Source organism: Nitrobacter sp. TKz-YC01, assembly GCF_047824785.1.
Classification (GTDB): Bacteria; Pseudomonadota; Alphaproteobacteria; order Rhizobiales; family Xanthobacteraceae; genus Nitrobacter.
The window spans coordinates 2800534-2820585 of sequence record NZ_CP181167.1 but is presented as its reverse complement, the minus strand read 5'-3'; the positions used below and the strand labels follow the sequence as shown (position 1 = coordinate 2820585).

The window sequence follows — 20052 nt, the reverse complement described above, 5'->3', positions numbered from 1 at the left end:
GCCGTGCTCTGTGCGCTACCCGTCCACTTCGTTCTTGCCGACGCGATCCTGCCGAACGAGTGCCATGATCCCGAACATGCCGCAAGCCTGGCGGAAACGCTCCGGCGCGAGCAAGTCTGGCGCATCCCGATTGTGCTGGAATACAACAGCATGGCAGTCATGGATGGTCATCATCGGTTGCAAGCCGCATTGCAACTCAAGCTGGCCTATGTGCCATGCCTGTTGCTTGACTACGGTGATGTGGAGGTAATTGCCACGCGAGAGGGCTATCTCGTTACGCCGCAAGAGATCGTGCGCCGCGCCAGGGCGCAGGATCTCTACCCGCCGAAAACCACGCGCCATCGGTTTCCATCGCCACTGCCAACGTGCAATGTTTCGGTATGTTTGCTGTGTAGAACGTCCAATCGCGGCCAGTGTGATAGCCTCCGAAGCGCTGATTGGCTATTCTAGACAATTGCGCATGTTCGGTTCTTTGCGGCGCGCCTCCACCGCCAAATCTGAAAGCTTGTGACGAAGAGAATGAGCGGCACGAATCCGGTAGCAAAGACTAGAAGACGGCCGAGCAAGCCGAAGGTCGATCCGTTATGCAACCAGAGTTGTCCGGTCATATAGCGGTCGCCCGGCGACAGCGAATCAGGCGTGCGGTCGTCAACGAGTGCGCCCGTCCAGGGATCGAGCCAGACGGCACCACGACTGCGAAGGGCTGGATCGGAGCCCGGCGGGCGCAACAGGACTCGCCAAGTGTTGCGAGTCTCATTCGGAGGTGACAATTGCGCTAGCTCGTAGCCGGGTTTGGCGGTGCGTGCCGCGAGAACAATCGCATTAGCGGACAATCGTGCGGATTCGTTGGGAGGAAGCTTGACGGTCGGTGGTGCGTCGAGGTTGGTCGTTGAGACAAAGCCGACCAAAGGACGGACGACACTTGGAAACACGATACCAATACCCGTAACGGCGATCAGAGCAAGCAACGGTAGACTCCAGAAGCCCGCCGTGTTGTGCAGATCGCGCATGAGACGTTGCCCCGATGCGTGCCGACGGATCGAGACGGAGCGCCAGAACCGGACTCGTTCCCGCCACCATAGGTATAGGCCCGAGCAAGCCATCCCAAGCAGCAGGAATCCGATCGCTCCGACAAGTTCGTGACCCCACCAGTCATAGAGCAGAAGATTATGGTGCATGCGATAGACGGTGAACGCAAAGCAGTTGGTGTAGTCGCGGCGGCCTAACACCTTCCCATTCGAGGGATCGATCATGGTGGTCCAGAGATTCGGATACTTAGCTTTCTCCGTCGCGTGGGAGTGCATCACGACCCAGACCGGCCAGGTCCGGTCAGGAGCGATGACCGATCGGATCGGCGCCGGATCGGCGACGGCCGCAATCCGCATAACCTCGGCGGCCTTGAGACGGTGCTGAGGCCCGGCCGGAGTGTATAGGCCCGGATTCAAGGCTGCATCGATCTCGCGATAAAAGACAATGAAGCTGCCCGTGAGCCCGATCACCACGAGGAGAATGCCCACGCTCAGGCCAAGCCAACGATGTAGCCGGACAAGTGCAAGGCGCAGCCTTGTGGAACTCGTGGGAGTCCAGGCTGCTGCTGCCCCCGAACGGTCGTTCACAATGTCACTGTCTCACGCAGCTTCAAAAGTCGATACTCGCCGAGATACGATAAGTGCGCGGTATACCCGGGGTGAGGAAGCCACGTCCTGTCGTTGCCCAGTAGTCTAAGCCGAAGACGTTTTCGACTCCCGCACGCAAGGTCAGCAACCTACCATCGACTTTGGTGACGTAGCGTGCTCCGATGTCAGCCCGGGTCCAGTCCGGTATCTGCTGCGTGTTCGCCTGATCGTAAAATTGCCGCGAGGTGTAAATGACCCTCCCGGTCAGGGTCGCCACTCCTGAGGTTCGCCAGAAGGGCAGATCGTATTCGCCATAGAGGTTGAACTGAATATCCGGAACGCCAACCGCGGCCCTGCCGTCGAATTGGCCACCAACCGTCTTGGTCTGCACGCCGTCGATGAGGGACACGCCACCGAGCAGGCGCAACCCCGGAGTGACCTCACCGAAGGTGTTGAACTCCAATCCGCGATTACGCTGCTCGCCGTCAACCGAGAAGATGTTGGTCGTCGGATTCGTGAACCCGTTGGGCTGCGTAATCTCAAACGCCGCTAGACTCACGCCCACAGCCCCGAAGTCATACTTAGCGCCGACTTCAATCTGCTTGGCCACAATCGCAGGAAGGACTTGACCAGCATTGACAGTTCCAACTGGGGCCGTTCCAGCCGACGTTAGGCCCTCGATGTAGTTGCCGTAGAGCGACAGGTTATTGATTGGCTTTACCACGAGAGCCACAGCAGGAGTGATCGCCTCGTTCTGCGGACGCGAGGTCACCGCACCCGTCGTCCTGTCGAAGTTAGCAACATCGATACCCTGCCAGCGCCCACCCACGGTGAGTAGCACGCGATCATCGAGGACCGACATCGTATCCGCGATTGCGACGCTTTGATTGATCCGCCGCGAAATAAGTGGCGCATTGTGCGACAGGCCCGTCGCGCTGCGCGGAGCCACATAGACCGGGTTATAGAGGTTCGACGTGATCAATGGCCCGACATTGGTATTGGCATTTCCGTTGTCTTGCCACAGCCCAGTGGCCGAAATTACGGTTGAATGTTTGACTGCTCCGGTAGCGAAACGACCGCGCACTCCAACCTCTCCGGTTTCACGATCGGCATCTTGTACAGTGAGGGCCGGTTGTGACGTGAACCCGCCCAGTGCGTTCGTGACATTGAGAATTCCACCGAAGAAAGTCTCATCAGATTTGCTGTGACCGTAAGCTCCGTACAGCGTCCAGAAATCATTGAGGTCATATTCGGCGCGTAGCGCCGCGTATTGATGGTTCGATTTATAGTATTCCCAGGGTTGCTGCTGGTTGATCGAGAGTGAGGGCGAATCCGGGATGGGAAAGCCCGGGCTCACTCGGCGTACGCGCGTTGGTGCCTTCAGGTTCTGCTTCTGAAAACCAAGATCGACCGTGGCCCGGAACCGCTCGCCACGGTAGTCGAGAGCCGCCGCGCCGACGCCGAATCCGTCCGTCTGGAAGGCAATCGGGGTCCGGCCATCGCGATAGGCACCATTGAGGCGAACGCCCCATTCCTTGTACTCGCCAAAGCGGCGGCCGAAATCGATGGCCGTCCCGACATTTCCGTTGGACACGAAGCCCGTCGTTAATCGTGTGATTGGATCGTCGGTGGCACGCTTCGGAATGAGGTTGACTGTTCCGCCGACATTTCCGAACGGCGAAATGCCATACAGCAAGGCGCTTGGCCCCTTGAGAATCTCCACCCGCTCGATAGGCTCCATAGCAGGGCGGCGCGAATCGGAAACTCCGTAAAGGCCGTCGAACGCAAAGTCGCTCGAAAATACCGGGAAGCCGCGAATCAGAAAACCATCGATTCCGCTATAGCGCGGTGAGTTTGTGCGCACCGAGGGATCGTTGTCGGCGACATCGCTGATGGTGTTCGCCTGCTGGTCGCGGATAAGCTTGCTGGTGTAACCCGTCGTGTTGAACGGCGTATCGAAGACATTGCGATTACCTAACATGCCGACACGCGTGGTGGTTCCAACCTGACCGCCGGCATAGGGAGCCGGCGGCTGACCGATCGTGCCGGTCGAAGGCGTGAGGTACGGCACAGCCGACGATCTCACCGGAGCGGCAACGCGCGAAACAGCAGTCGATCTCACCGGAGCGGTCGCGCGCCGAGCAACAGTGCGCGGTTTCTTGTTCCTGACCTTGGGTGCGGTGACCGTCACGGCTGGCAAGGAAGTAGAGGCTCCTTGTGCGTACGCATCCTCTGCGAATTGATAGGACAATGGGAGGTAACTCACCGCACCGCAACAAACCGCCCAGTAAAGTTTTTTCGTCAACGGATTCATCGTCGCCCCAAGTCTGATCATCCACCCCAAACCCCCTCTACAACATCCTTTCGTGTGCAGATAGGATTCAAGCGTAGAATCATTACAAATTAGAGCCGTTGATGTGGAATGTGTTCGGTCGCGCATCCGGCGCGGAAACGTAGAACGGGCCTTCGAGCCCTTTTTCCCCGATGCCATTGTTGCCGCGATTGCCTATGCGCACTTTTCGCATATGGCGAAAATGGACGAAATCTGCTCTTGCTGAGGAGCTGAAACAATAGAGATCATTCAGTAGGGTACGATTGAGGGTTTGTTGTCCCGCACCGCAACGTCCTGCCACGCTCTTCGAGCCAGAGCCGGATCTGGTTTGCGGTGACGGATCCGACTCCCGACTCGGCCATGAGTTCATCCCAAGTGTAAGCGCTGGCGATTTCGATGAGATGGCGGCTGCGCTTGGCGACGGTCCTGCCGCCGATCGAGGCGTGGCGGCCATGAAGCAGCGCCTCGACGGCACGACGCGGCAAATTGCGGCGCGGGGTTTTCTCCCTCGGTTTCGGGCTGAACGCCCGCACGTCGTGCTCCTCGATATCGAGGACAGCGGCGATGCGGCGATGATCCATGCCGAGCGCGCGCAGGATGGCTACCTCGTCGCGCAGCCATGAGAGGAAGCGACGCCGGTTGTAATCTTGTTGACGCGGCGGCGAACCCGGCTGGACGGAGAGATCATCCTTAACAAGCTTCAGCATGGGCAATCTCCTGAGATGGGGATGTTTGATTGAACTGCGGTGCATCAACCCATGGCCTGTCCTTGATTTCGAAAACCGGCTTTCACTTTGCGCTGACGTAGCCCTTAACAGGCTGTTGAAGAAGTGTTCCGTCTGGCTTTGGGGATGGCTTGATCGCCGTTGTGATAGGCGAATGCGATCTGGATCGAGCCGCCGTCGAGCAGTTTGGCGTGGCCGTGAGACGGCGCGGTCATGCTGGCGCCGCCATGAGCTTCGGCAGTCGCACCAGATTGTAAGCGGCGGCTGCGAAGGTGAAGGCCCATTCGACGCGGTCGCGGCCACGGAAGCGGGTCTTGTCCTGGCGGGCAACCGTCTTGATCCAGCCGAACGCTTCCTCGATGCGCTTGCGGATACGCTGGCTGATGGCATAGCCGCGGTGCCGCGTCGTGCGCCCGCCGATCGCCGAGCTTCGGCCGCTTGTGTTCTGCGCCACGTGCGGCGTCACCTTCATCGCGCGCAACTCGTTGACGAAGTCCTCTGTGTCATAGGCCTTATCAGCGCCAAGTGTGATGGCCAGGGGCCGGTCGGCGCGAGGTTCGATCATGTGCAACGCCGCCGCCCGCTCGGCATGTCCGCCGGCCAGCGTCAGGCAGGCGTCGACCAACAGGCCATGGCGGTTCTCCATCAACCCATGACCCATGAAGCATAGCTTCGCCTCCTTGCCCTTGCCCTTCTTGTAGAGTCTTGCGTCCGGATCGGTGGTCGAGGCATGCGTGTCGTTAGTCCGTTTCTCGCCGTGGAAGTCGGCTTCGGCATTGCGCCCGACGCCGCCGGCTGGCGGCTCGCCAGAGCGGCCCTTCAGTTTGACGCTCTTCATCGAAGCCCAGGCATCGATCAGCGTGCCGTCGACCGAGAAGTGATCGTTCGACAGCAGCTTCTTCACCTTGGGCTGGGCCAGCACCGCACTCAGGAATTTGGCCGCGATGTCGCCCTCAAGCAGCCGATCGCGGTTCTTCGAGAACACCGAATGGTCCCAGGCTGGATCGTCGACGCCGATGCCCACGAACCAGCGGAACAGAAGGTCGTATTCCAGCCGCTCCATAAGCAGCCGCTCCGAGCGGATCGAGTAGAATGCCTGCAAGAACATCGCCCTGAGCAACTTCTCGGGTGGGATCGACGGCCGCCCGAGTGGCGAATACAGCGCCGCGAGCTCCCGCTCCAAAGCGACAAGCGCTTCATTCACAATGACCCGGATGGCGCGAAGCGGGTGATCGCGCCGAACCCGCGCCTCCAGATCAACGTAGCTGAACAACTCGCCAGTCAGATTGTCACCACCGCGCACTCATCATCTCCAAATCGATTCGGAGCAATAAATCATGCTCACAGCTCCACCGCGATTGGCTTTTTCAACGGCCTGCTAGGGACGGCTTTCGCGGGCCCTTTTTATTTCAGTTCGTCGACAAAGACATGTGATGTACTATCAAACAAAAGGGAGGGCGAGGGAGCAAGTACGCGTATCCGTACTTGACCTATCGGATAAGGTCATGTCTGAGCGCAATCGCGACGGCCCGCGCGCGGTTGTGGCATTCAGCTTGGCGCGAATCTGACGTGCGATCTTGTCGACGAGGTGTTCTGAAACCTTCAGAATAACAGCGATTTCCCAATCACTTTTTCCTTCCGCCATCCATTGCAGGATATCCAAGTCGCGCCGAGTGAGATTCAATGGGGCTAGTTTATATTTTTGAGCGAGAACTCGCGCGAAAGCTGCAGGCGATCAGACATAGGGCTTTGCGTTAGCCGCGGCAGGAACCGATTGGGCGTCCGGAACCCCCTCGAGCGCGACCAGCTTGATTTTGGTGAAGCCGCCCGCGCGCAGGATCTCCAGCACGTCCATCAGGTCGCCGTAAGGCACCGCACGATCCGCGCGCAGGAAGATGAAACTGTCCTTGGTCATGTTCGGCGTGCTGTCCAACGTCCGCACCAGATCGACCCGCTTGACCATCGTCTCGCCGATGGCGACGGCAAGGTCGGCCTTGATGCTGACATAGGTCGGCTTGTCGGGCTTCTTCTGCGGTGTCGCGCTCGACGTCGGCAGGTTGACCGGAAGATCGACGGTCGACAGCGGCGCGGCCACCATGAAGATGATCAGAAGAACCAGAATGACGTCGATGAACGGCGTGACATTGATATCGTGCGCTTCAGCGTAATCCTCGTCGTCGTCGAAGCCGCCTTCTGCAATCGATGCGCCCATTGATCTACTCCGCCGCGCGCGAACTGATGGCCCCGCCATGGGTGCGGTCCAGATCGCGCGACAGCAACCGGCCGGCCGATCCCGACGCCCGGCTGACGAGTTCGATATAGCCTTTCGTCACCCGTGCGAAGTGATTGTAAATGATGACGGCCGGAATCGCCGCGACGAGACCCAGCGCAGTCGCGAGCAGGGCTTCGGCGATGCCAGGCGCCACCACCGCGAGGTTGGTGGTCTGCGCCTTCGAAATCCCGATGAAGCTGTTCATGATGCCCCACACGGTGCCGAACAGGCCGACGAAAGGCGATGTCGCGCCGATGGTCGCAAGCAGCCCCATGCCGAGCCGAACCCGCCGGGATTCAGCGCGGACGATTTCGGCGAAGCTCGACGCCGCTCTCTCCTTGATGCCGGCGTCGCTGGAAATGCCGGCCGAGAGCCGCGCCTCGAGCATCGCCGAAGCCAGCAATGACGCCAGCACGCCGTCCCTTGCGCCGAGCGCCATTTGCGCCTCCGCCAGCGACCGCGATTCGCTGATCTCCCTCAGCGCCGTGCCGAGATTGCGCCGCGCAAGCGACAGCTCCACCATTTTCGCGATGCAGATCGTCCAGGTCACCAGCGAGGCAAACGCAAGACCGATCATCACCAGCTTGACGATGATGTCGGCCGACAGAAACATCGACCACGGCGATAATTCGTGGGACGATGCCGAGTCCGGATTCAGCAGGTTGGCGCCGGCGTCACCGGCGGGAGATGGCGTGGCGTTGGTGGCAGACGACGATGCGCTGGAGGCCAACGGTGCGGATGTCTGAGCCGGCGTCGCCGGTGCAGACAATGCCGGCGTCGGCGCGGACGGCGACGCCGGATGCGGCACGCTGCTCTGCTGCGCGATCGCGGGTGAAATCAGCGACCACATCGTCAGCGTAGCCGCGAGTGAGATCGTCTTCAGCGACGTCCTAAACATCAACGCGTTCACATCCCGGCTCGACGGAAAATTAAGATCATAGGCGCCGACCAATTTAAAACCATTCCAAAATCAACCCAAAACATGTGGGCTTCATTGTTCAGATCGAAAATCAGGCTGCGTACATGGGCACCCCTATCATGCTCCGCAGTCAGAAAAAAAGACACTGCGCGAGCCCCGCTCGTCGCCAGCGTCACCAGATGCATATTGGATGCAAGATAAATAACAGATCGCCGGACGGAGGATTCGCGGCCCGGTCAACCGATGGCGGCGCACGCATTGTCGACGGGGCGCCGAGTGATATCGCATCGGATGCGACGTATCGGTTGAATAGCGAGAGAAACAATTCCAATCGCGTTATTTGTGCAGCAGTGCCAGCAGAAGGGCTTTGGTTATATCAATTCTAAGATTCATGAGTATGCGCGCCTCCCTTTATCTCCTTTATTGAGCCAGTTTGATGGAACCCCGACAAGTCGAAGGGGCGAAGGGGAAATGCGGGGATTTCAATGAGCATTGCGTACAGAAATTGGTTGCTGCGATCTGTATGTTTCGGATGCAGGGTGGCTCATCGTTGAAGCCGGAGGCGTTGAAACCGCTTTCGCGCAGTCGACCTTGCCACAGGTCACGGTTGAAGCGCCGCGGCAGCGCCAAGCTGCGCGCCGCGCGTCTCCGCGACCAACCGCTTCACGGCCGCGCGCGTCGGCTCGCGTCGCTGCGCCGTCGCCTCGGCAGCAGCCGGTACAACCGAATGTGGGCCCAACGCAGCGCGGGGCAGGTCCGGTTACCGGTTATGTCGCGAACGAGAGCGTGACCGGTACCAAGACGACAACGCCGATCATCGAAATTCCGCAGTCGCTGTCGGTGATTGGCGCGGAGCAGATTCGGGACCAAAAGCTGGTTTCAAAATTTGACGAGAACCCTGCGCTATACGCCAGGTGTCGTTGCCGCGACTTTCGGGACGGACTTCCGTGATGACTGGTTTATGATTCGCGGATTTACCGCGAATAACGACTCGCTGTTTCTTGATGGCCTGCAGCTTTTCTGGGGCGCTTATGCCAGCTTTAAGCTGCAGCCATTCAACCTTCAACGGGTCGAGGTGTTGCGCGGCCCGTCGTCAATTCTATACGGCGGATCGGCGCCGGGTGGGCTGGTCAACGCCGTCAGCAAGCTACCTCCCGCGGAGCCCATTCGCTATATCGAGGCCGGCGTCAACAATTTCGGCAACGCTTATACGCAGTTCGACTTCGGCGGTCCTGTCGCGATGCATCCCGGCAATGGCCAGATGCTCTACAGAGTCGTTGGTCAGGCTCAAAACGGTGGCACGCAAACGAACTTTGTCAATAATGACAATTATTTCATAGCGCCATCCGTGACATGGCTGCCCGATATAGACACGCGACTGACAGTGTTCGCGATGTCGTCCTACAACAAGACCAGGACATCGAATTTCCTGCCCTATGTCGGCACCGTGACCGATGCTCCGTTCGGCCGGATACCAACGAGGCTGTTCACTGGCGATCCCGCCGTTGACCGTTTTGCGCGCGAGCAACACATGGTCAGTTATCAATTCGAAAAACATATCTGGGAGAACGCCACATTTCGCCAGAATGGGCGCGTCGCGCGGGTCGATGTTGACAACGCTGGCGTGTATGGAAATGGCTACGCCACCACGCCTGCGGCAGCCGACCTCGCGCGGTACAACTTCCGCTCCCAAAGTAAAGCGACTCAGCTCAACATGGACAATCAGTTCGAGTATCGCTTCGCCACCGGTCCATTCCGGCATACCACGCTGGTCGGCCTCGATTTGAGGCATTACGCGACCGATGACAGATGGGGTTCAGGGCCTGCCACCGATTTGAATCTTCTTAATCCGGTCTATAGCACCAACACGATCTACAACGGTCCATCGAATATTCTCGACGTCTATGTGACGCAAGCGCAGGCCGGGCTTTACCTGCAGGACCAGATCAGGTGGAATCGTTTCACCCTGGTTCTATCAGGCCGAAACGACTGGATGGATTTGGTCGCCAATAACCGGAGCGGACCCAGTCAGAGTCGACAGGATAGCAAGTTTACCGGTCGGGGCGGCTTGATCTATAACTTTGACAATGGTCTGGCGCCCTATGCGTCTTATGCAACAAGCTACAGTCCGATCGTCGGCTTCACCTCCCTCGGTGATTTGCTGCAACCCGAAACCGGAGAGCAGACCGAAGTCGGCGTGAAGTATCAGCCTGTAGGTCTCAACGCGCGGTTCGGTATCGCCTTGTTCGATTTGAAGCGCAAAAATGCCCTGACGACCGATCCCAATAACTTTTTGTTCCAGAGGCAGAATGGCGAAGTCACGTCGCGCGGCATCGAGCTGGAAGCCCTGGCCAATATCACACGGGACTTCAAGGTCGTTGCGAGCTACACCAACTATGACTTGTTTGTCAGCAGGGATCTCGATCCGGCATTGATCGGTAAAGTCCCAACATCCACGCCGCGCCAGATTGCTTCGCTGTGGGCGGATTACACATTCCGGGACAACTGGCTGGACGGTTTCGGCTTCGGCGGCGGCGTGCGCTACGTAGGCTCATCCTTCGCCGATCCGACCAACCTGCGCGCGGTGCCCTCCGTGGTGCTGGGCGACCTCGCTGTTCACTACGATTGGGCGAAAAATTGGCGCGCGGCGATCAATGTGGTCAATATCGCCGACACCATATATGTCGCGAACTGTGGCCCCAATAACTGCTTCTATGGCGACCGGCGTCGTATCACCGGGAGCCTTTCCTATAAGTGGTGACCAACGAAGTGAGCAAGGAATGACACAAAAAGCCTTGCGCAAATGGAGCTGGACCCACAAGTGGTCCAGCATCATCTGCACCTTGTTCATGCTGATGCTGTGCATCACTGGGCTGCCGCTGATCTTCCACGAACAGATTGACGATCTGCAGCATGACCAGGTCGAGGCGGCCGTCGTCCCCGAAGGCACGCCGCCGGCGAGTCTGGATCGCGTGGTGGCAAGTGCCGTGGCAGCGATGCCGGGACAGGTGCCGCATTTCCTGATCTGGGACCGCGACGACCCGAACGCGATGCTGGTCAGTGTCGGCAGGAGCATTGATGCCAATCCGGACGACAACCGCATCGTCCGGATCGATGCCCATACCGGCGCCTATCTCGACGCGCCCGACGTCACCGGGCGCTTCACGTCCATCATGCTCAAGCTGCACACGGATATGTTCGCCGGCCTGCCGGGGAAGCTGTTTCTCGGGCTGATGGGCATCCTGTTCTGCGTTGCCGTTGTATCCGGTATCGCCGTCTACGCGCCACCAATGCAAGCAAAGATTCGGCGTTTATCGTGCCGAGCGTCCGCGCGCGGTCCGCTGGCTCCTCCTAAACCGCGGACATTGCCAGCGGCTTCCAAAAGCAGAGGAACGGGGGTGCGCCACGATACGTTTCGGCTGCACGGTTAAATGTTTTGCTGGCCTATCGCTTAATACTTGAACTGAGGCATTGCTTTGAGTTGATCCTTTGTAACGTTGACTGTCCCCCGGTCGGGGTACCACTGCTTGGAATCCGAGCTTGTCGAACTGGTGGAAGTCGTTCCGGCCTTGTTAGAAAACTTGATCTGATCCAGTTTCATTAGAACGCGGTGCTCGCCCATGCCCAGGAAACCGCCAGCGCTAACAACCACACCGTCCACCTTTCCGGATGGGTCGATGATCACATCATCCACTTCCCCAATCTTTTCATTCTGCTCATTGTAGATATCTACACCCACCAGCTTGGAAGCTCTCCACTGACCTGTCGCCGAATGAGGCGCCTCAGCGGCTGATGTACTTGGGGCAGTGTTTTGGGCAATCGCCAAGGGCGAAACGAGAATGCACGCCAGAAGCGCGGCTAACATCAATCTCATGGAAATCTCCTTCTTGGATGGGTGGACTTACAACAAGAGCACCGGGACGATTGTTCCTTGGCGGGACCGCAGGGGCACATTCCCGATCCGCTATCTGCGCTCATTGACCGTCACTGCACGGCACTCCCTTTCGCGGCATGGAACCCAAATGATCAATAACTGTTCTTGGAATTGCGCTGCTACATGACACAGGACGAAGCGGAGATTACAGAATGAACGACGCGAGTATTGGGTGGATCGCGGCCATTATAATTGGCGGGTTAGCGGGGTGGATCGCTTCTAATTTTATGAAGAGCGACACCGGAATCCTTATGAATATCCTTTTGGGTATTGTTGGCGCCGCCGTTGCCAGCGCTTTGCTCGGTTTGGTCGGCGTTTCGTTCGGCGGATGGCTTGGCTATCTCGTTGCCGGGTTTATCGGAGCTTGCATTCTTATCGGGGGTGCAAGGGCCATTCGCTCTTAGATGGAGAAAGCCCCGCGCGGCACGGCTTCCTTTAATCGCCCGAGTTGCTCTACCGCCCCAATGATAGGAGGAATTGATGATCCGTTCTTTTTTCAAAATCGCCGCGATATCTATCGCTTTGATTTTGCCCGCATCAGCCATAGCCCAAGGCGTGGTTGGAGGCATGGAACGAGGCGCTCGCGAAGGTGAACGAGCGGCGGGACCGATCGGTGGTGCGGTTGGAGGGGCAGTCGGAGCCGTCACTGGCGGGGTAGCCGGCATACTGGGTATCGATCAGCGTCCGCGCTTCCGGCAATATGTGGTCGAGCAGCACCATCCTTCGTTTCATTACCGCGAGTCGGTTCGCGTTGGGGCCGTCCTGCCAAAAGCTGGGGTCACCTACTATGACGTTCCCGCTGAGTACGGTGCACCGAATTATCGCTACACCGTTGTGAACGACCAAACTGTGCTAGTCGATCCACGGACGCGTCGTGTGGTGCAGATCATCGATTAGGCATCATCGGACGAAATGGCTTTGCGCCTTTTCGATAAGGCGCTTCCTGGCAAATTAGTCCCCTCGATCGAATGATCGAGGGGACCTTAAATTGTTCGCTTACGACCGTGGCCAGTGCCACTTTCCGCCCGCGAATGCAGGGAGCAATCGCACACCTTTGAGCGAATCCTCGTAACGGGGGGCTGTGGCGGGGTCTTCGAGATCACCATCTCGCGCTTCTCCAAGGTCGGGACAATGTTGAGGTTACGACCGTAGTAGTGGCGATCATTAGGTCGGTGCGAAAGTATCGCTCCCTTTCTGAGCGCGCCTGACCGGTCTAGCGCACCACGCCTGCCGCTCATCGGCGGTGATCGCCTTCCATTGGCAGCCGGACCCACACCGAAGGTTGCGCCGCTCGGCCGTCAGACGGTGTTCAGGCTTCCACATCGGGGCTCCTTGTCTTGAATCGCTCCGAAAAAGGGAATTACGTCATTTTGATTTTGCAAGTCGCTGGACATGAAGTATCAGGTCGCGACACAGGTTGACGCAAAAGGGATGGATCTTAGCAAAGCTCGATTTGGAATTTACGGGTGCTCGCTCCACCATGCTGGCCATCGCACCTTGTGCGGGGTGCGGGTGGCCTTCACGATGACCTGTTGATCGGCGGGACTGAGTCGCTGCGGGAGACGGGCAAGCGCGGCCTCGACGAGCCATGGTTCCAGGACGATCCGTGCGGTCGAGCGGTATGGATCGAGTGTCCTGGCCATTCGCAGCGGCTCCAATGCAGAGGTGACGCTCCCGGGATCCACGCCTTTCCAGCTGATGTGCAGAGGAGCGACGGCAACTTGCCGAAACCTGGATTCCTCGATGAGGGAAAGCGATGCACGGGCTGCGGCTCCGTCGCCTTCGACCCCGCGCTTTGCGAGCTGGAGCAGAAATGCCTCGGCCGCCGTGACACGGCGCGTGGTTCCACCCTCCCGGATGGTCACCATCCGGCCTAGCACGCTCTGATAGGGAGCTTCCCGGTGGCGGCCGCGGGGACGGCCTGCCGGATTGCCACTCTTGCCTTTGGCAAAGCGCGTGGTCCGCGGCGGTCGGCGATACCCGACAAAATTCTCCTCCGTGTCATCCGATGGACCGCCTGACGTCATTCGCCGGTCCCCCGCGGCCAGCGCAGACTCTTTGGATCGCGCGTGCAGCGTCGGATCTCATCACACTCCTTGTCGGTCAGGCGTTGGCCACCCCGCCTGCGGCGCAGCGCCGCCTGAACAGCCCATGGCTCGAGGAGAAGCTGTGCGCGGCCGCAAATCTCAGCGCGGTCGGGGTTGCGAGTCGTGATCCCGAGAAGCAGCAGGGCGGCATCCGCATTGTCGGGGTCGTGCTCAGTGTCACGCCAGATCACCTGCCGGGAAGGCCTTGGGGCATTCTTTTCCAGCCAAGCCTCTCGCTTGATGATCCATTTTACGACCTCGCGTATGGCCATGCGTTTGCCAGCCAGTGCATCCTGATAGGTCCGCTGCTGAAGTGCTTCCTCCACGGTGATCTCGCGGATGCCCCCTTGGCCGTCTACTGTGAGGGTCTTTTCTACCAAGACCTCGAACGCCGAGGCCTTTGAACGAGAGGAGGTTGGGCGGCCTTTGAGATTGCCGCTGCGCCCCTTCGGAAACCAGCCGGGATTCGGAGATTTCCGGGAGGATGACTTCTTGTTCATGATGCAGGCTTCTCCAGACGCGGCGCGAGGCCCGTCCGCGCTGACCAGCGTTCGATCGCAACATCGACATAGGCCGGATCGATGTCGAGCCCACGAAAGCACCGCCCGATTCGCTCGGCGGCGATGAGCGTCGTTCCGGAGCCGAGAAAAAGATCAAGCACGAGATCGCCGTGGCGCGTGACATCCTTGAGGGCGTCGGCAACAAGCCCTGTCGGCTTGACCGTCGGATGGAGGGCAAGATCCTCCCGTCGGCTGCCCCGCATGGAGTTTACCGAGGCGTAATCCCACACATTGGTGCGGTTGCGGCCGTGTTTGCCGAGTTCGACCATATTGAGATGGGGGGGCATTCCCACGCGATAGACAAAAACCAGTTCGTGCTTGGATCGGTAAAGCGATCCCATCCCTGCATTGGACTTGTTCCAGACGCAGAGGTTTAGACACGCGCCATAGACGGTGGCGCCGACCGCCGAGACGCTGTCCATGTGCCGCCAGTCCATGCAGACGAAGTGGACCGCGCCGTCGCGCGAGACAGACGCCGCGGCGCCCAGCGTATCAGCCAGGAAGGACCGGAACTCGGCTTCGTTCATCTCGCCGGAAGCCATCGCGAACTCGCGATGGCTTCCGGCAGACACTGCATGTCCCCCGATCCGCACATTGTAGGGAGGATCGAGGAAAGCCGCATCGACGCGTTTTTTGTCGCCGATGACCCGCTGCAAGAATTCGGCATCGCGGCTGTCGCCACATCCCACCCGATGCTCGCCGAGAATCCAGATATCGCCGAGCTTGGTTCTTGGCGCCGCCAAAACCGGAGGTGACCGGCCCCCACGGAGTGGTCCGATTGGAATGTTAGTTTAGGAATTGCATTTTGACTATCTCCTATGCTGGCCAGACGAGGGCCTCGGGTGCCGGTGGTTGATATCCCAGCGATGAGTGTGGACGCACCGTGTTGTAGTGACGTCGCCAGTTTTCGATCACGATCTGGGCTTCCTTCAACGTGTAGAAGATCTCTCCGTTGAGCAGTTCATCGCGCAGCTTGCCGTTGAAGCTTTCGCAATAGCCATTCTCCCATGGACTGCCAGGTTCGATGTAAGCGGTCTTGGCTCCGACGGTGGCGATCCAATCCCGGAGCGCCTCGGCGACGAACTCAGGGCCGTTGTCTGAACGTATGTGCGCAGGGATGCCCCGCGAGACGAACAGCTCGCAGAGTGCTTCGATGACATCGGTCGCCTTGAGCTTCCGTGCGACACGGATGGCCAAGCTCTCACGGCTGAACTCGTCGATGATGCACAACATCCGGAACGCCTTGCCATCGTGGGTGCGGTCAGCAACGAAGTCATAGGACCAGACATGGTTGGGCCGCTCCGGCCGCAGACGGATGCACGAGCCGTCGTTGAGCCCCAGACGCCCGCGTTTAGGGTGTTTTGCAGGGACCTTCAGCCCCTCACAGCGCCAGATCCGCTCAACACGCTTCTTGTTCACCCTCCAGCCGGCTCGGCGAAGCAACGCCGTAATCCGGCGATATCCGTAGCGGCCATATTGGCGGGCAAGCTCGATGATGTCGGCAGTCAAAGCCGCCTCGTCATCGGGTGTCGTGGGGATCTTGCGCTGCGTCGATCGGTGTTGACCTAATGCCCGGCACGCCCGTCTCTCGGAGATGCTAAGCTCGGCTGTTACATGATCGACGCACGCACGGCGTCGGGAGGGGCTTAGAAGTTTCCCTTTGCGGCCTCCGCCAAGATCAGCTTGTCCAGCGTCAGATCCGACACCGCTCGACGGAGCCGGGTGTTCTCGGTCTCCAGCTCCTTCAGCCGCTTCACCTGGTCGCCCTTCAGGCCGCCATACTCATTCCGCCATCGATAATAGGTTACTTCCGTCACGCCTATCGCTCGGACTGCGTCTGCCACCTGGCGACCCTGGGCCATCAGCACATCAACCTGCCGCAGCTTCGCAACGATCTCTTCAGCCGTATGCCTCTTCCTTGCCATCGATCGTATCCTCCATCCGAAAAACATACTTCAGGGAGGACCACTTCAAAGGGGGCAGATCAGAGGCCCGAAGCTGGTCGATTTGGCGCTTCGGATGGGTGCGGGCATTGCGGGGATCGGGAGTGAGATCGTTCACTGGCCGGTAAACGACGGCCAGCCGCGACGAGGGTGCGACAGAGACTGGATCGTTCATGGCGAGGAGGACCCAGCACTGGACGTGATCAATGGGAGCATGCTCGGTTCCCCAAGGTTTACAGCGTCAAGCATGTCGCGTCTCAAGCTATGCGCGATTCCGCTCCGGACCGCTGCCTGTTCGGAGCTTTCAAATGCCTGATGCTGCTTTCAAATTGCCTGTTTGCCCGTAATTAACGCCTGTTATGCAGAATAACAGGAAAGTGCTTGGACTACAGCGCATCAAACGGAATTCACAGGAGAATTTCTATCGCCTCGCCACTATGAGCCGACCAGAAGCCTGTTTTGACCTGCAATTTGCAAGAAATTCCCTGTTATGGCTTTTGGAGACTCGTTCGCATCCGACTGCCTCCGCCACCACCCAGTTCGCAGGAACCGAGCTCGGTGGCACATCCGTCGATTTGTCGCGCAAATTGCGGGGTTTTGGCGATCCGTTCAGTCTCAGCGCGCGTCTCTGGTCTCAAAAATCTTGCCAAAATGCGCTTTGTCTCTGCATCGAAAATTCCCGTTCCTGGCCGAGCAGCAGAGACGGGTTCGCTGACTGGGTCAGTTCGGCCGCTGCAACCAATCGGTTCAAAGGGACATAGCCGGCATCATGCTACTTTTATTGCGGGTTTGAACCGCGACGGGTCTGCCCATCTGTGCGAAAGCCTGCTTTCTCGGGGAGGCCGGAAGTGCTTCTTTCGCGACATCGAAATGGCGAAAAATCAAGAGCGCGGTGTCGCTGGTCAGATCGGATCGAGACCTAGCGCTTCGAACTGACGATCCCATTCAAGCGGGAGCTCGCGCAGCTGTTCGAGACCGATGCCACGAGGTAACCGACCTTCAACGGCAGCCTTGGTGAGTGCGGGAGAGAGGAAGGCCAACGACAGTGTCATGTTGACGTGTCGCAGGCTGCATCGCTCGCGCGTTGCGATTGCTTGGGCATCTGTCGCCGAATCCGTAATGAGTTCATCAAGCCAGCGCCGGCCGCGGGCAATCGCTGCGACCAGCGTAGCGCGTTGCTCCAGCTTCATCGGGCGGAGCGGAAGTTTTGCGGAGGTCGGGCGTAGGATGGACCGCGCTCGTTTGGAGGGTGGCTTGGTCCAGGGGATGACGATGGTGGAGTGGTCGTCTTCGGCGGGATTGTCCGGATCCTGCTTCAGTTGCACGACGAGACGATTTTGCTGAACCTCGATCCGTTCGATCAGCAAGGAGGCGTAGGTGTTGTCGATCGTGCCCGTGCTTTTGTTTCGCGGCTCCAGGACAACCTTGCGGACCTGGTCATCGATGTCAGGGGCTGGCACCCGAGAGACCGAACCAACTGGGGCGGTCGCTGCATTCCCGAACAGAAGCGGTCGCGAGACATAGTAGCTGTAGTGCCGGCCCTTCTTCTGGGCCTGGGTCGGCGCCATGCGATGGCCGGCGTCGTCAAACATCAGACCAGTCAGGAGATGGCTGAAGGAGGTCCGGGTTCTGGTCTGATGACTGCGCTGGTCCGAGAGCATGGTCTGGACACGATCGAACAGATCCCGATCCAGGATCGGGGGCTGCTCGCCCGGATAGATTTGCCCCTTGTAGTTGACCTCGCCAATGTAGAAGCGGTTGCGCAGCAGATGGAATAAGGCGCCACAGCCGAATGCAACTCCGCCCCGGGTTACGCCGGTCTTGAGAACGCGCCGTCTGCTGACGACGTTGCGGTCCTTGAGGTCTCGCATCAAGGCACGGACACTGCCAAGCTCGAGATAGCGGGTGAAGATGTGACGGACCCGTTCGGCTTCTTCGGGGACGACGGCCACCTTGCCATTTTCCATGGCGTAGCCGAGGGGGAGGGGACCTCCGACCCAGATGCCCTTCTTCTTGGAGGCTGCCACCTTGTCCCGGATGCGCTCCGAGGTGACCTCCCGTTCGAACTGGGCAAAGGACAGGAGAACGTTGAGGGTCAGGCGTCCCATGGACGTTGTGGTATTGAACTGCTGGGTCACCGAGACAAACGACACCCGATGGGCATCGAACAGCTCGACCAGTTTGGCGAAGTCGGCGAGCGAGCGGGTCAGACGATCGACCTTGTAGACCACAATGACATCGATCTTGCGGGCCCGGATATCCTCCAGCAGGCTCTGCAGTGCCGGTCGGTCGGTTGATCCTCCGGAGAAACCGCCATCGTCATAACGGGTCTTGACCTGCACCCAACCGGCATGGGCCTGGCTTTTGATATAGGCACTGGAAGCCTCATACTGAGCATCCAGCGAGTTGAACTCCTGATCGAGGCCATTGTCGGTCGAGACCCGGGTATAGATCGCGCACCGGACGATCTCTCGGGCCACCGCTTTTCCCGCCCTCACGGCCCGTCCTCCTTACCGACCGTGTTATCCCGTAGGCCAAAGAAGCGGGGCCCGCTCCAGCGGGTACCGGTGATGGCGAAGGCGATGGCTGAGAGGCTGTCGTACAGTGTCCCCTCCCACAGGAAGCCATCCTCAACGACGATCGCCCGCTGGGTGATGCCGTTCCATTCGCGCGACAGGATGGTGCCGGCCTTCAACTCGACCTGTCCTCGGTCGAAGGCCACGAGCTTGGCCATGACGGAATCGGACGTCTCTTTCTCGCCGATCCGATCAAGGAACTGGCGAACCGTCGGATCAAGATCGTCCGACTGATCGACCTGTCGCCGATAGCTTACGATGGCTGTCTGCAGATGCTTCGGAAGATGCGCCAGCGCGGACCAGCTTGAGCGACGACCACGAGACTGCGGTCGCCGACCACCGAGATCGTGACAACGCGCGAGCTCGTTCTTCGCGGCCTTAGCCATCGTCAGGCCTGCTTCGCTGCAACGATGCGGTAGATGCGCTGATCTGCTTCAACGATTGAGACCAACTCGAGCCCGAGCTTCTTGCGGACAACGCCGGCCAAAAATCCTCGCACGGAATGCTGCTGCCAACCGGAGGCGTTTGAGAGCGCGGCAATGGTCGCACCAGCCGGGCGCCTCAAAAGATCAAGCAGTTTTGTTTGCTTGTTCGGCCGTTTGTTTGCTTCAGCACCTGCGCTGAATACACTGCCCCCTACAGCCGGACTTGAAGGAAGCGTTGGACGTCGTTTCGTCGGCTCTCTCACAGAACGAGGTGCTGTTTTTGCTGCCTTCGTTGTGGTGAGGGCCTTACCGCGTCCGCGGCGGTTCGATGGTGGCTTACGTTTGCGGGATGACTTCTGCATGGGACCCTCCGAAATTGATGCGACATCAGCGTCGCACCATCCAAGGCCCCGTCAGCGATGTTGCGCTGCGGGGCCGATCCGAGGGGCCACCTCACGTCACAGCAATGCTCGCTTCGCCCAAGAATGCCAGTCCTTTCTGCACGAATATGGGCAGTACGAATGTCAACATCTGTCGGGTGCGTTCGCGCGGCGAGGAGATGCCCTGGGTACGATCATTCGAACAACGCGTGGCGCCTGTTGCCATGGCCCAGGGTGACTATATAATTGGTAGCGATCGCCTCCGTCGCACAGGATCGGCCAA

At 59.2% G+C, this 20052-nt stretch carries 22 protein-coding genes; 5 read left to right on the top strand and 17 right to left on the bottom strand.

The window, feature by feature from the left end; all coding sequences use genetic code 11:
- The first annotated feature begins 3 nt into the window (after positions 1-3).
- Complete coding sequence (locus ACMYR2_RS13490) at positions 4-450, top strand: ParB N-terminal domain-containing protein (protein ID WP_416193091.1); 447 nt, start codon at positions 4-6, stop codon at positions 448-450.
- Here ACMYR2_RS13490 and ACMYR2_RS13485 read toward each other — a convergent pair.
- From ACMYR2_RS13485 to exbB, 8 genes are all read right to left on the bottom strand, one after another.
- On the bottom strand, positions 447-1517 hold the full coding sequence (locus ACMYR2_RS13485) for a PepSY-associated TM helix domain-containing protein (protein WP_416193090.1): 1071 nt from the start codon (positions 1515-1517) through the stop codon (positions 447-449). The genes ACMYR2_RS13490 and ACMYR2_RS13485 overlap by 4 nt on opposite strands.
- Before the next feature lie 121 nt (positions 1518-1638).
- On the bottom strand, positions 1639-3930 hold the full coding sequence (locus tag ACMYR2_RS13480; protein WP_416193089.1) for a TonB-dependent siderophore receptor: 2292 nt from the start codon (positions 3928-3930) through the stop codon (positions 1639-1641).
- Positions 3931-4193: 263 nt separating this feature from the next.
- Positions 4194-4655, bottom strand: coding sequence for a hypothetical protein (locus ACMYR2_RS13475; protein WP_416193088.1), 462 nt, complete (start codon positions 4653-4655; stop codon positions 4194-4196).
- 104 nt (positions 4656-4759) lie between these two features.
- A complete protein-coding gene (locus tag ACMYR2_RS13470) occupies positions 4760-4888 on the bottom strand; it encodes a hypothetical protein (protein WP_309774534.1) in 129 nt (42 codons plus the stop codon).
- Positions 4885-5976 carry an IS5 family transposase gene (locus ACMYR2_RS13465; RefSeq protein WP_416193087.1) on the bottom strand — a complete coding sequence of 364 codons (1092 nt, stop codon included), beginning with the start codon at positions 5974-5976 and terminating at the stop codon, positions 4885-4887. The genes ACMYR2_RS13470 and ACMYR2_RS13465 overlap by 4 nt, the downstream gene beginning before the upstream one ends.
- A 138-nt stretch (positions 5977-6114) precedes the next feature.
- Positions 6115-6318, bottom strand: coding sequence for a hypothetical protein (locus ACMYR2_RS13460; protein ID WP_416194097.1), 204 nt, complete (start codon positions 6316-6318; stop codon positions 6115-6117).
- A 90-nt stretch (positions 6319-6408) separates the two neighbouring features.
- A complete protein-coding gene (gene exbD, locus ACMYR2_RS13455; protein ID WP_416193086.1) occupies positions 6409-6885 on the bottom strand; it encodes a TonB system transport protein ExbD in 477 nt (158 codons plus the stop codon).
- A 4-nt stretch (positions 6886-6889) separates the two neighbouring features.
- Positions 6890-7843 carry a tonB-system energizer ExbB gene (gene exbB / locus ACMYR2_RS13450; RefSeq protein WP_416193085.1) on the bottom strand — a complete coding sequence of 318 codons (954 nt, stop codon included), beginning with the start codon at positions 7841-7843 and terminating at the stop codon, positions 6890-6892.
- Between the two features lie 907 nt (positions 7844-8750).
- Between exbB and ACMYR2_RS13445 the strand changes: the two genes are divergently transcribed.
- Together ACMYR2_RS13445 and ACMYR2_RS13440 are read left to right on the top strand one after the other, a co-directional pair.
- A complete protein-coding gene (locus ACMYR2_RS13445) occupies positions 8751-10625 on the top strand; it encodes a TonB-dependent siderophore receptor (RefSeq protein WP_416193084.1) in 1875 nt (624 codons plus the stop codon).
- A gap of 34 nt (positions 10626-10659) precedes the next feature.
- Complete coding sequence (locus ACMYR2_RS13440) at positions 10660-11295, top strand: PepSY-associated TM helix domain-containing protein (protein WP_416193083.1); 636 nt, start codon at positions 10660-10662, stop codon at positions 11293-11295.
- A 20-nt stretch (positions 11296-11315) separates the two neighbouring features.
- Here the strand turns inward: ACMYR2_RS13440 and ACMYR2_RS13435 are convergent, their stop codons facing one another.
- The gene (locus tag ACMYR2_RS13435; RefSeq protein ID WP_416193082.1) at positions 11316-11738 is read right to left on the bottom strand and encodes a PRC-barrel domain-containing protein; all 423 of its coding nucleotides are present in this window, start codon (positions 11736-11738) and stop codon (positions 11316-11318) included.
- A 212-nt stretch (positions 11739-11950) separates the two neighbouring features.
- On the opposite strand from ACMYR2_RS13435, the gene ACMYR2_RS13430 reads away from it, so the two are divergent.
- Both ACMYR2_RS13430 and ACMYR2_RS13425 read left to right on the top strand, forming a co-directional pair.
- Positions 11951-12202 carry a GlsB/YeaQ/YmgE family stress response membrane protein gene (locus ACMYR2_RS13430; RefSeq protein ID WP_009797639.1) on the top strand — a complete coding sequence of 84 codons (252 nt, stop codon included), beginning with the start codon at positions 11951-11953 and terminating at the stop codon, positions 12200-12202.
- Between the two features lie 76 nt (positions 12203-12278).
- A complete protein-coding gene (locus ACMYR2_RS13425) occupies positions 12279-12695 on the top strand; it encodes a DUF1236 domain-containing protein (protein WP_040674109.1) in 417 nt (138 codons plus the stop codon).
- Positions 12696-13258: 563 nt separating this feature from the next.
- Here ACMYR2_RS13425 and ACMYR2_RS13420 read toward each other — a convergent pair.
- The 8 genes from ACMYR2_RS13420 to ACMYR2_RS13385 form a co-directional block, all read right to left on the bottom strand.
- A complete protein-coding gene (locus ACMYR2_RS13420; RefSeq protein WP_416193081.1) occupies positions 13259-13825 on the bottom strand; it encodes a DUF5681 domain-containing protein in 567 nt (188 codons plus the stop codon).
- A complete protein-coding gene (locus ACMYR2_RS13415) occupies positions 13822-14385 on the bottom strand; it encodes a DUF5681 domain-containing protein (protein ID WP_416193080.1) in 564 nt (187 codons plus the stop codon). Before ACMYR2_RS13415 ends, ACMYR2_RS13420 begins: the two co-directional genes overlap by 4 nt.
- Positions 14382-15188 carry a DNA-methyltransferase gene (locus tag ACMYR2_RS13410; RefSeq protein ID WP_416193079.1) on the bottom strand — a complete coding sequence of 269 codons (807 nt, stop codon included), beginning with the start codon at positions 15186-15188 and terminating at the stop codon, positions 14382-14384. The genes ACMYR2_RS13415 and ACMYR2_RS13410 overlap by 4 nt, the downstream gene beginning before the upstream one ends.
- Positions 15189-15261: 73 nt before the next feature.
- A protein-coding gene (locus ACMYR2_RS13405; RefSeq protein WP_347265212.1) for an IS3 family transposase occupies positions 15262-16370 on the bottom strand; the annotation gives its coding sequence in 2 pieces (ribosomal slippage) (positions 15262-16106 and positions 16106-16370; 1110 coding nt in all).
- Positions 16345-16563 carry a hypothetical protein gene (locus ACMYR2_RS13400; protein WP_416193078.1) on the bottom strand — a complete coding sequence of 73 codons (219 nt, stop codon included), beginning with the start codon at positions 16561-16563 and terminating at the stop codon, positions 16345-16347. Before ACMYR2_RS13400 ends, ACMYR2_RS13405 begins: the two co-directional genes overlap by 26 nt.
- 727 nt (positions 16564-17290) lie before the next feature.
- Positions 17291-18886 carry a recombinase family protein gene (locus tag ACMYR2_RS13395; protein ID WP_416193077.1) on the bottom strand — a complete coding sequence of 532 codons (1596 nt, stop codon included), beginning with the start codon at positions 18884-18886 and terminating at the stop codon, positions 17291-17293.
- Positions 18883-19350 carry a DUF2924 domain-containing protein gene (locus ACMYR2_RS13390; RefSeq protein WP_009796920.1) on the bottom strand — a complete coding sequence of 156 codons (468 nt, stop codon included), beginning with the start codon at positions 19348-19350 and terminating at the stop codon, positions 18883-18885. Before ACMYR2_RS13390 ends, ACMYR2_RS13395 begins: the two co-directional genes overlap by 4 nt.
- Before the next feature lie 2 nt (positions 19351-19352).
- A complete protein-coding gene (locus ACMYR2_RS13385) occupies positions 19353-19751 on the bottom strand; it encodes a DUF3489 domain-containing protein (RefSeq protein ID WP_083780361.1) in 399 nt (132 codons plus the stop codon).
- Positions 19752-20052 lie beyond the last annotated feature (301 nt).

What these genes read in the sequence shown, in the direction of transcription:
- ACMYR2_RS13460 (WP_416194097.1), bottom strand. Translation starts at nt 6,318, where the DNA reads ATGGCGGAAGGAAAAAGTGATTGGGAAATCGCTGTTATTCTGAAGGTT.
- ACMYR2_RS13435 (WP_416193082.1), bottom strand. Translation starts at nt 11,738, where the DNA reads ATGAGATTGATGTTAGCCGCGCTTCTGGCGTGCATTCTCGTTTCGCCC.
- ACMYR2_RS13385 (WP_083780361.1), bottom strand. Translation starts at nt 19,751, where the DNA reads ATGCAGAAGTCATCCCGCAAACGTAAGCCACCATCGAACCGCCGCGGA.
- ACMYR2_RS13480 (WP_416193089.1), bottom strand. Translation starts at nt 3,930, where the DNA reads ATGAATCCGTTGACGAAAAAACTTTACTGGGCGGTTTGTTGCGGTGCG.
- ACMYR2_RS13425 (WP_040674109.1), top strand. Translation starts at nt 12,279, where the DNA reads ATGATCCGTTCTTTTTTCAAAATCGCCGCGATATCTATCGCTTTGATT.
- ACMYR2_RS13420 (WP_416193081.1), bottom strand. Translation starts at nt 13,825, where the DNA reads ATGACGTCAGGCGGTCCATCGGATGACACGGAGGAGAATTTTGTCGGG.
- exbD (WP_416193086.1), bottom strand. Translation starts at nt 6,885, where the DNA reads ATGGGCGCATCGATTGCAGAAGGCGGCTTCGACGACGACGAGGATTAC.
- ACMYR2_RS13430 (WP_009797639.1), top strand. Translation starts at nt 11,951, where the DNA reads ATGAACGACGCGAGTATTGGGTGGATCGCGGCCATTATAATTGGCGGG.
- ACMYR2_RS13390 (WP_009796920.1), bottom strand. Translation starts at nt 19,350, where the DNA reads ATGGCTAAGGCCGCGAAGAACGAGCTCGCGCGTTGTCACGATCTCGGT.
- ACMYR2_RS13400 (WP_416193078.1), bottom strand. Translation starts at nt 16,563, where the DNA reads ATGAACGATCCAGTCTCTGTCGCACCCTCGTCGCGGCTGGCCGTCGTT.
- ACMYR2_RS13415 (WP_416193080.1), bottom strand. Translation starts at nt 14,385, where the DNA reads ATGAACAAGAAGTCATCCTCCCGGAAATCTCCGAATCCCGGCTGGTTT.
- ACMYR2_RS13475 (WP_416193088.1), bottom strand. Translation starts at nt 4,655, where the DNA reads ATGCTGAAGCTTGTTAAGGATGATCTCTCCGTCCAGCCGGGTTCGCCG.
- ACMYR2_RS13470 (WP_309774534.1), bottom strand. Translation starts at nt 4,888, where the DNA reads ATGACCGCGCCGTCTCACGGCCACGCCAAACTGCTCGACGGCGGCTCG.
- exbB (WP_416193085.1), bottom strand. Translation starts at nt 7,843, where the DNA reads ATGTTTAGGACGTCGCTGAAGACGATCTCACTCGCGGCTACGCTGACG.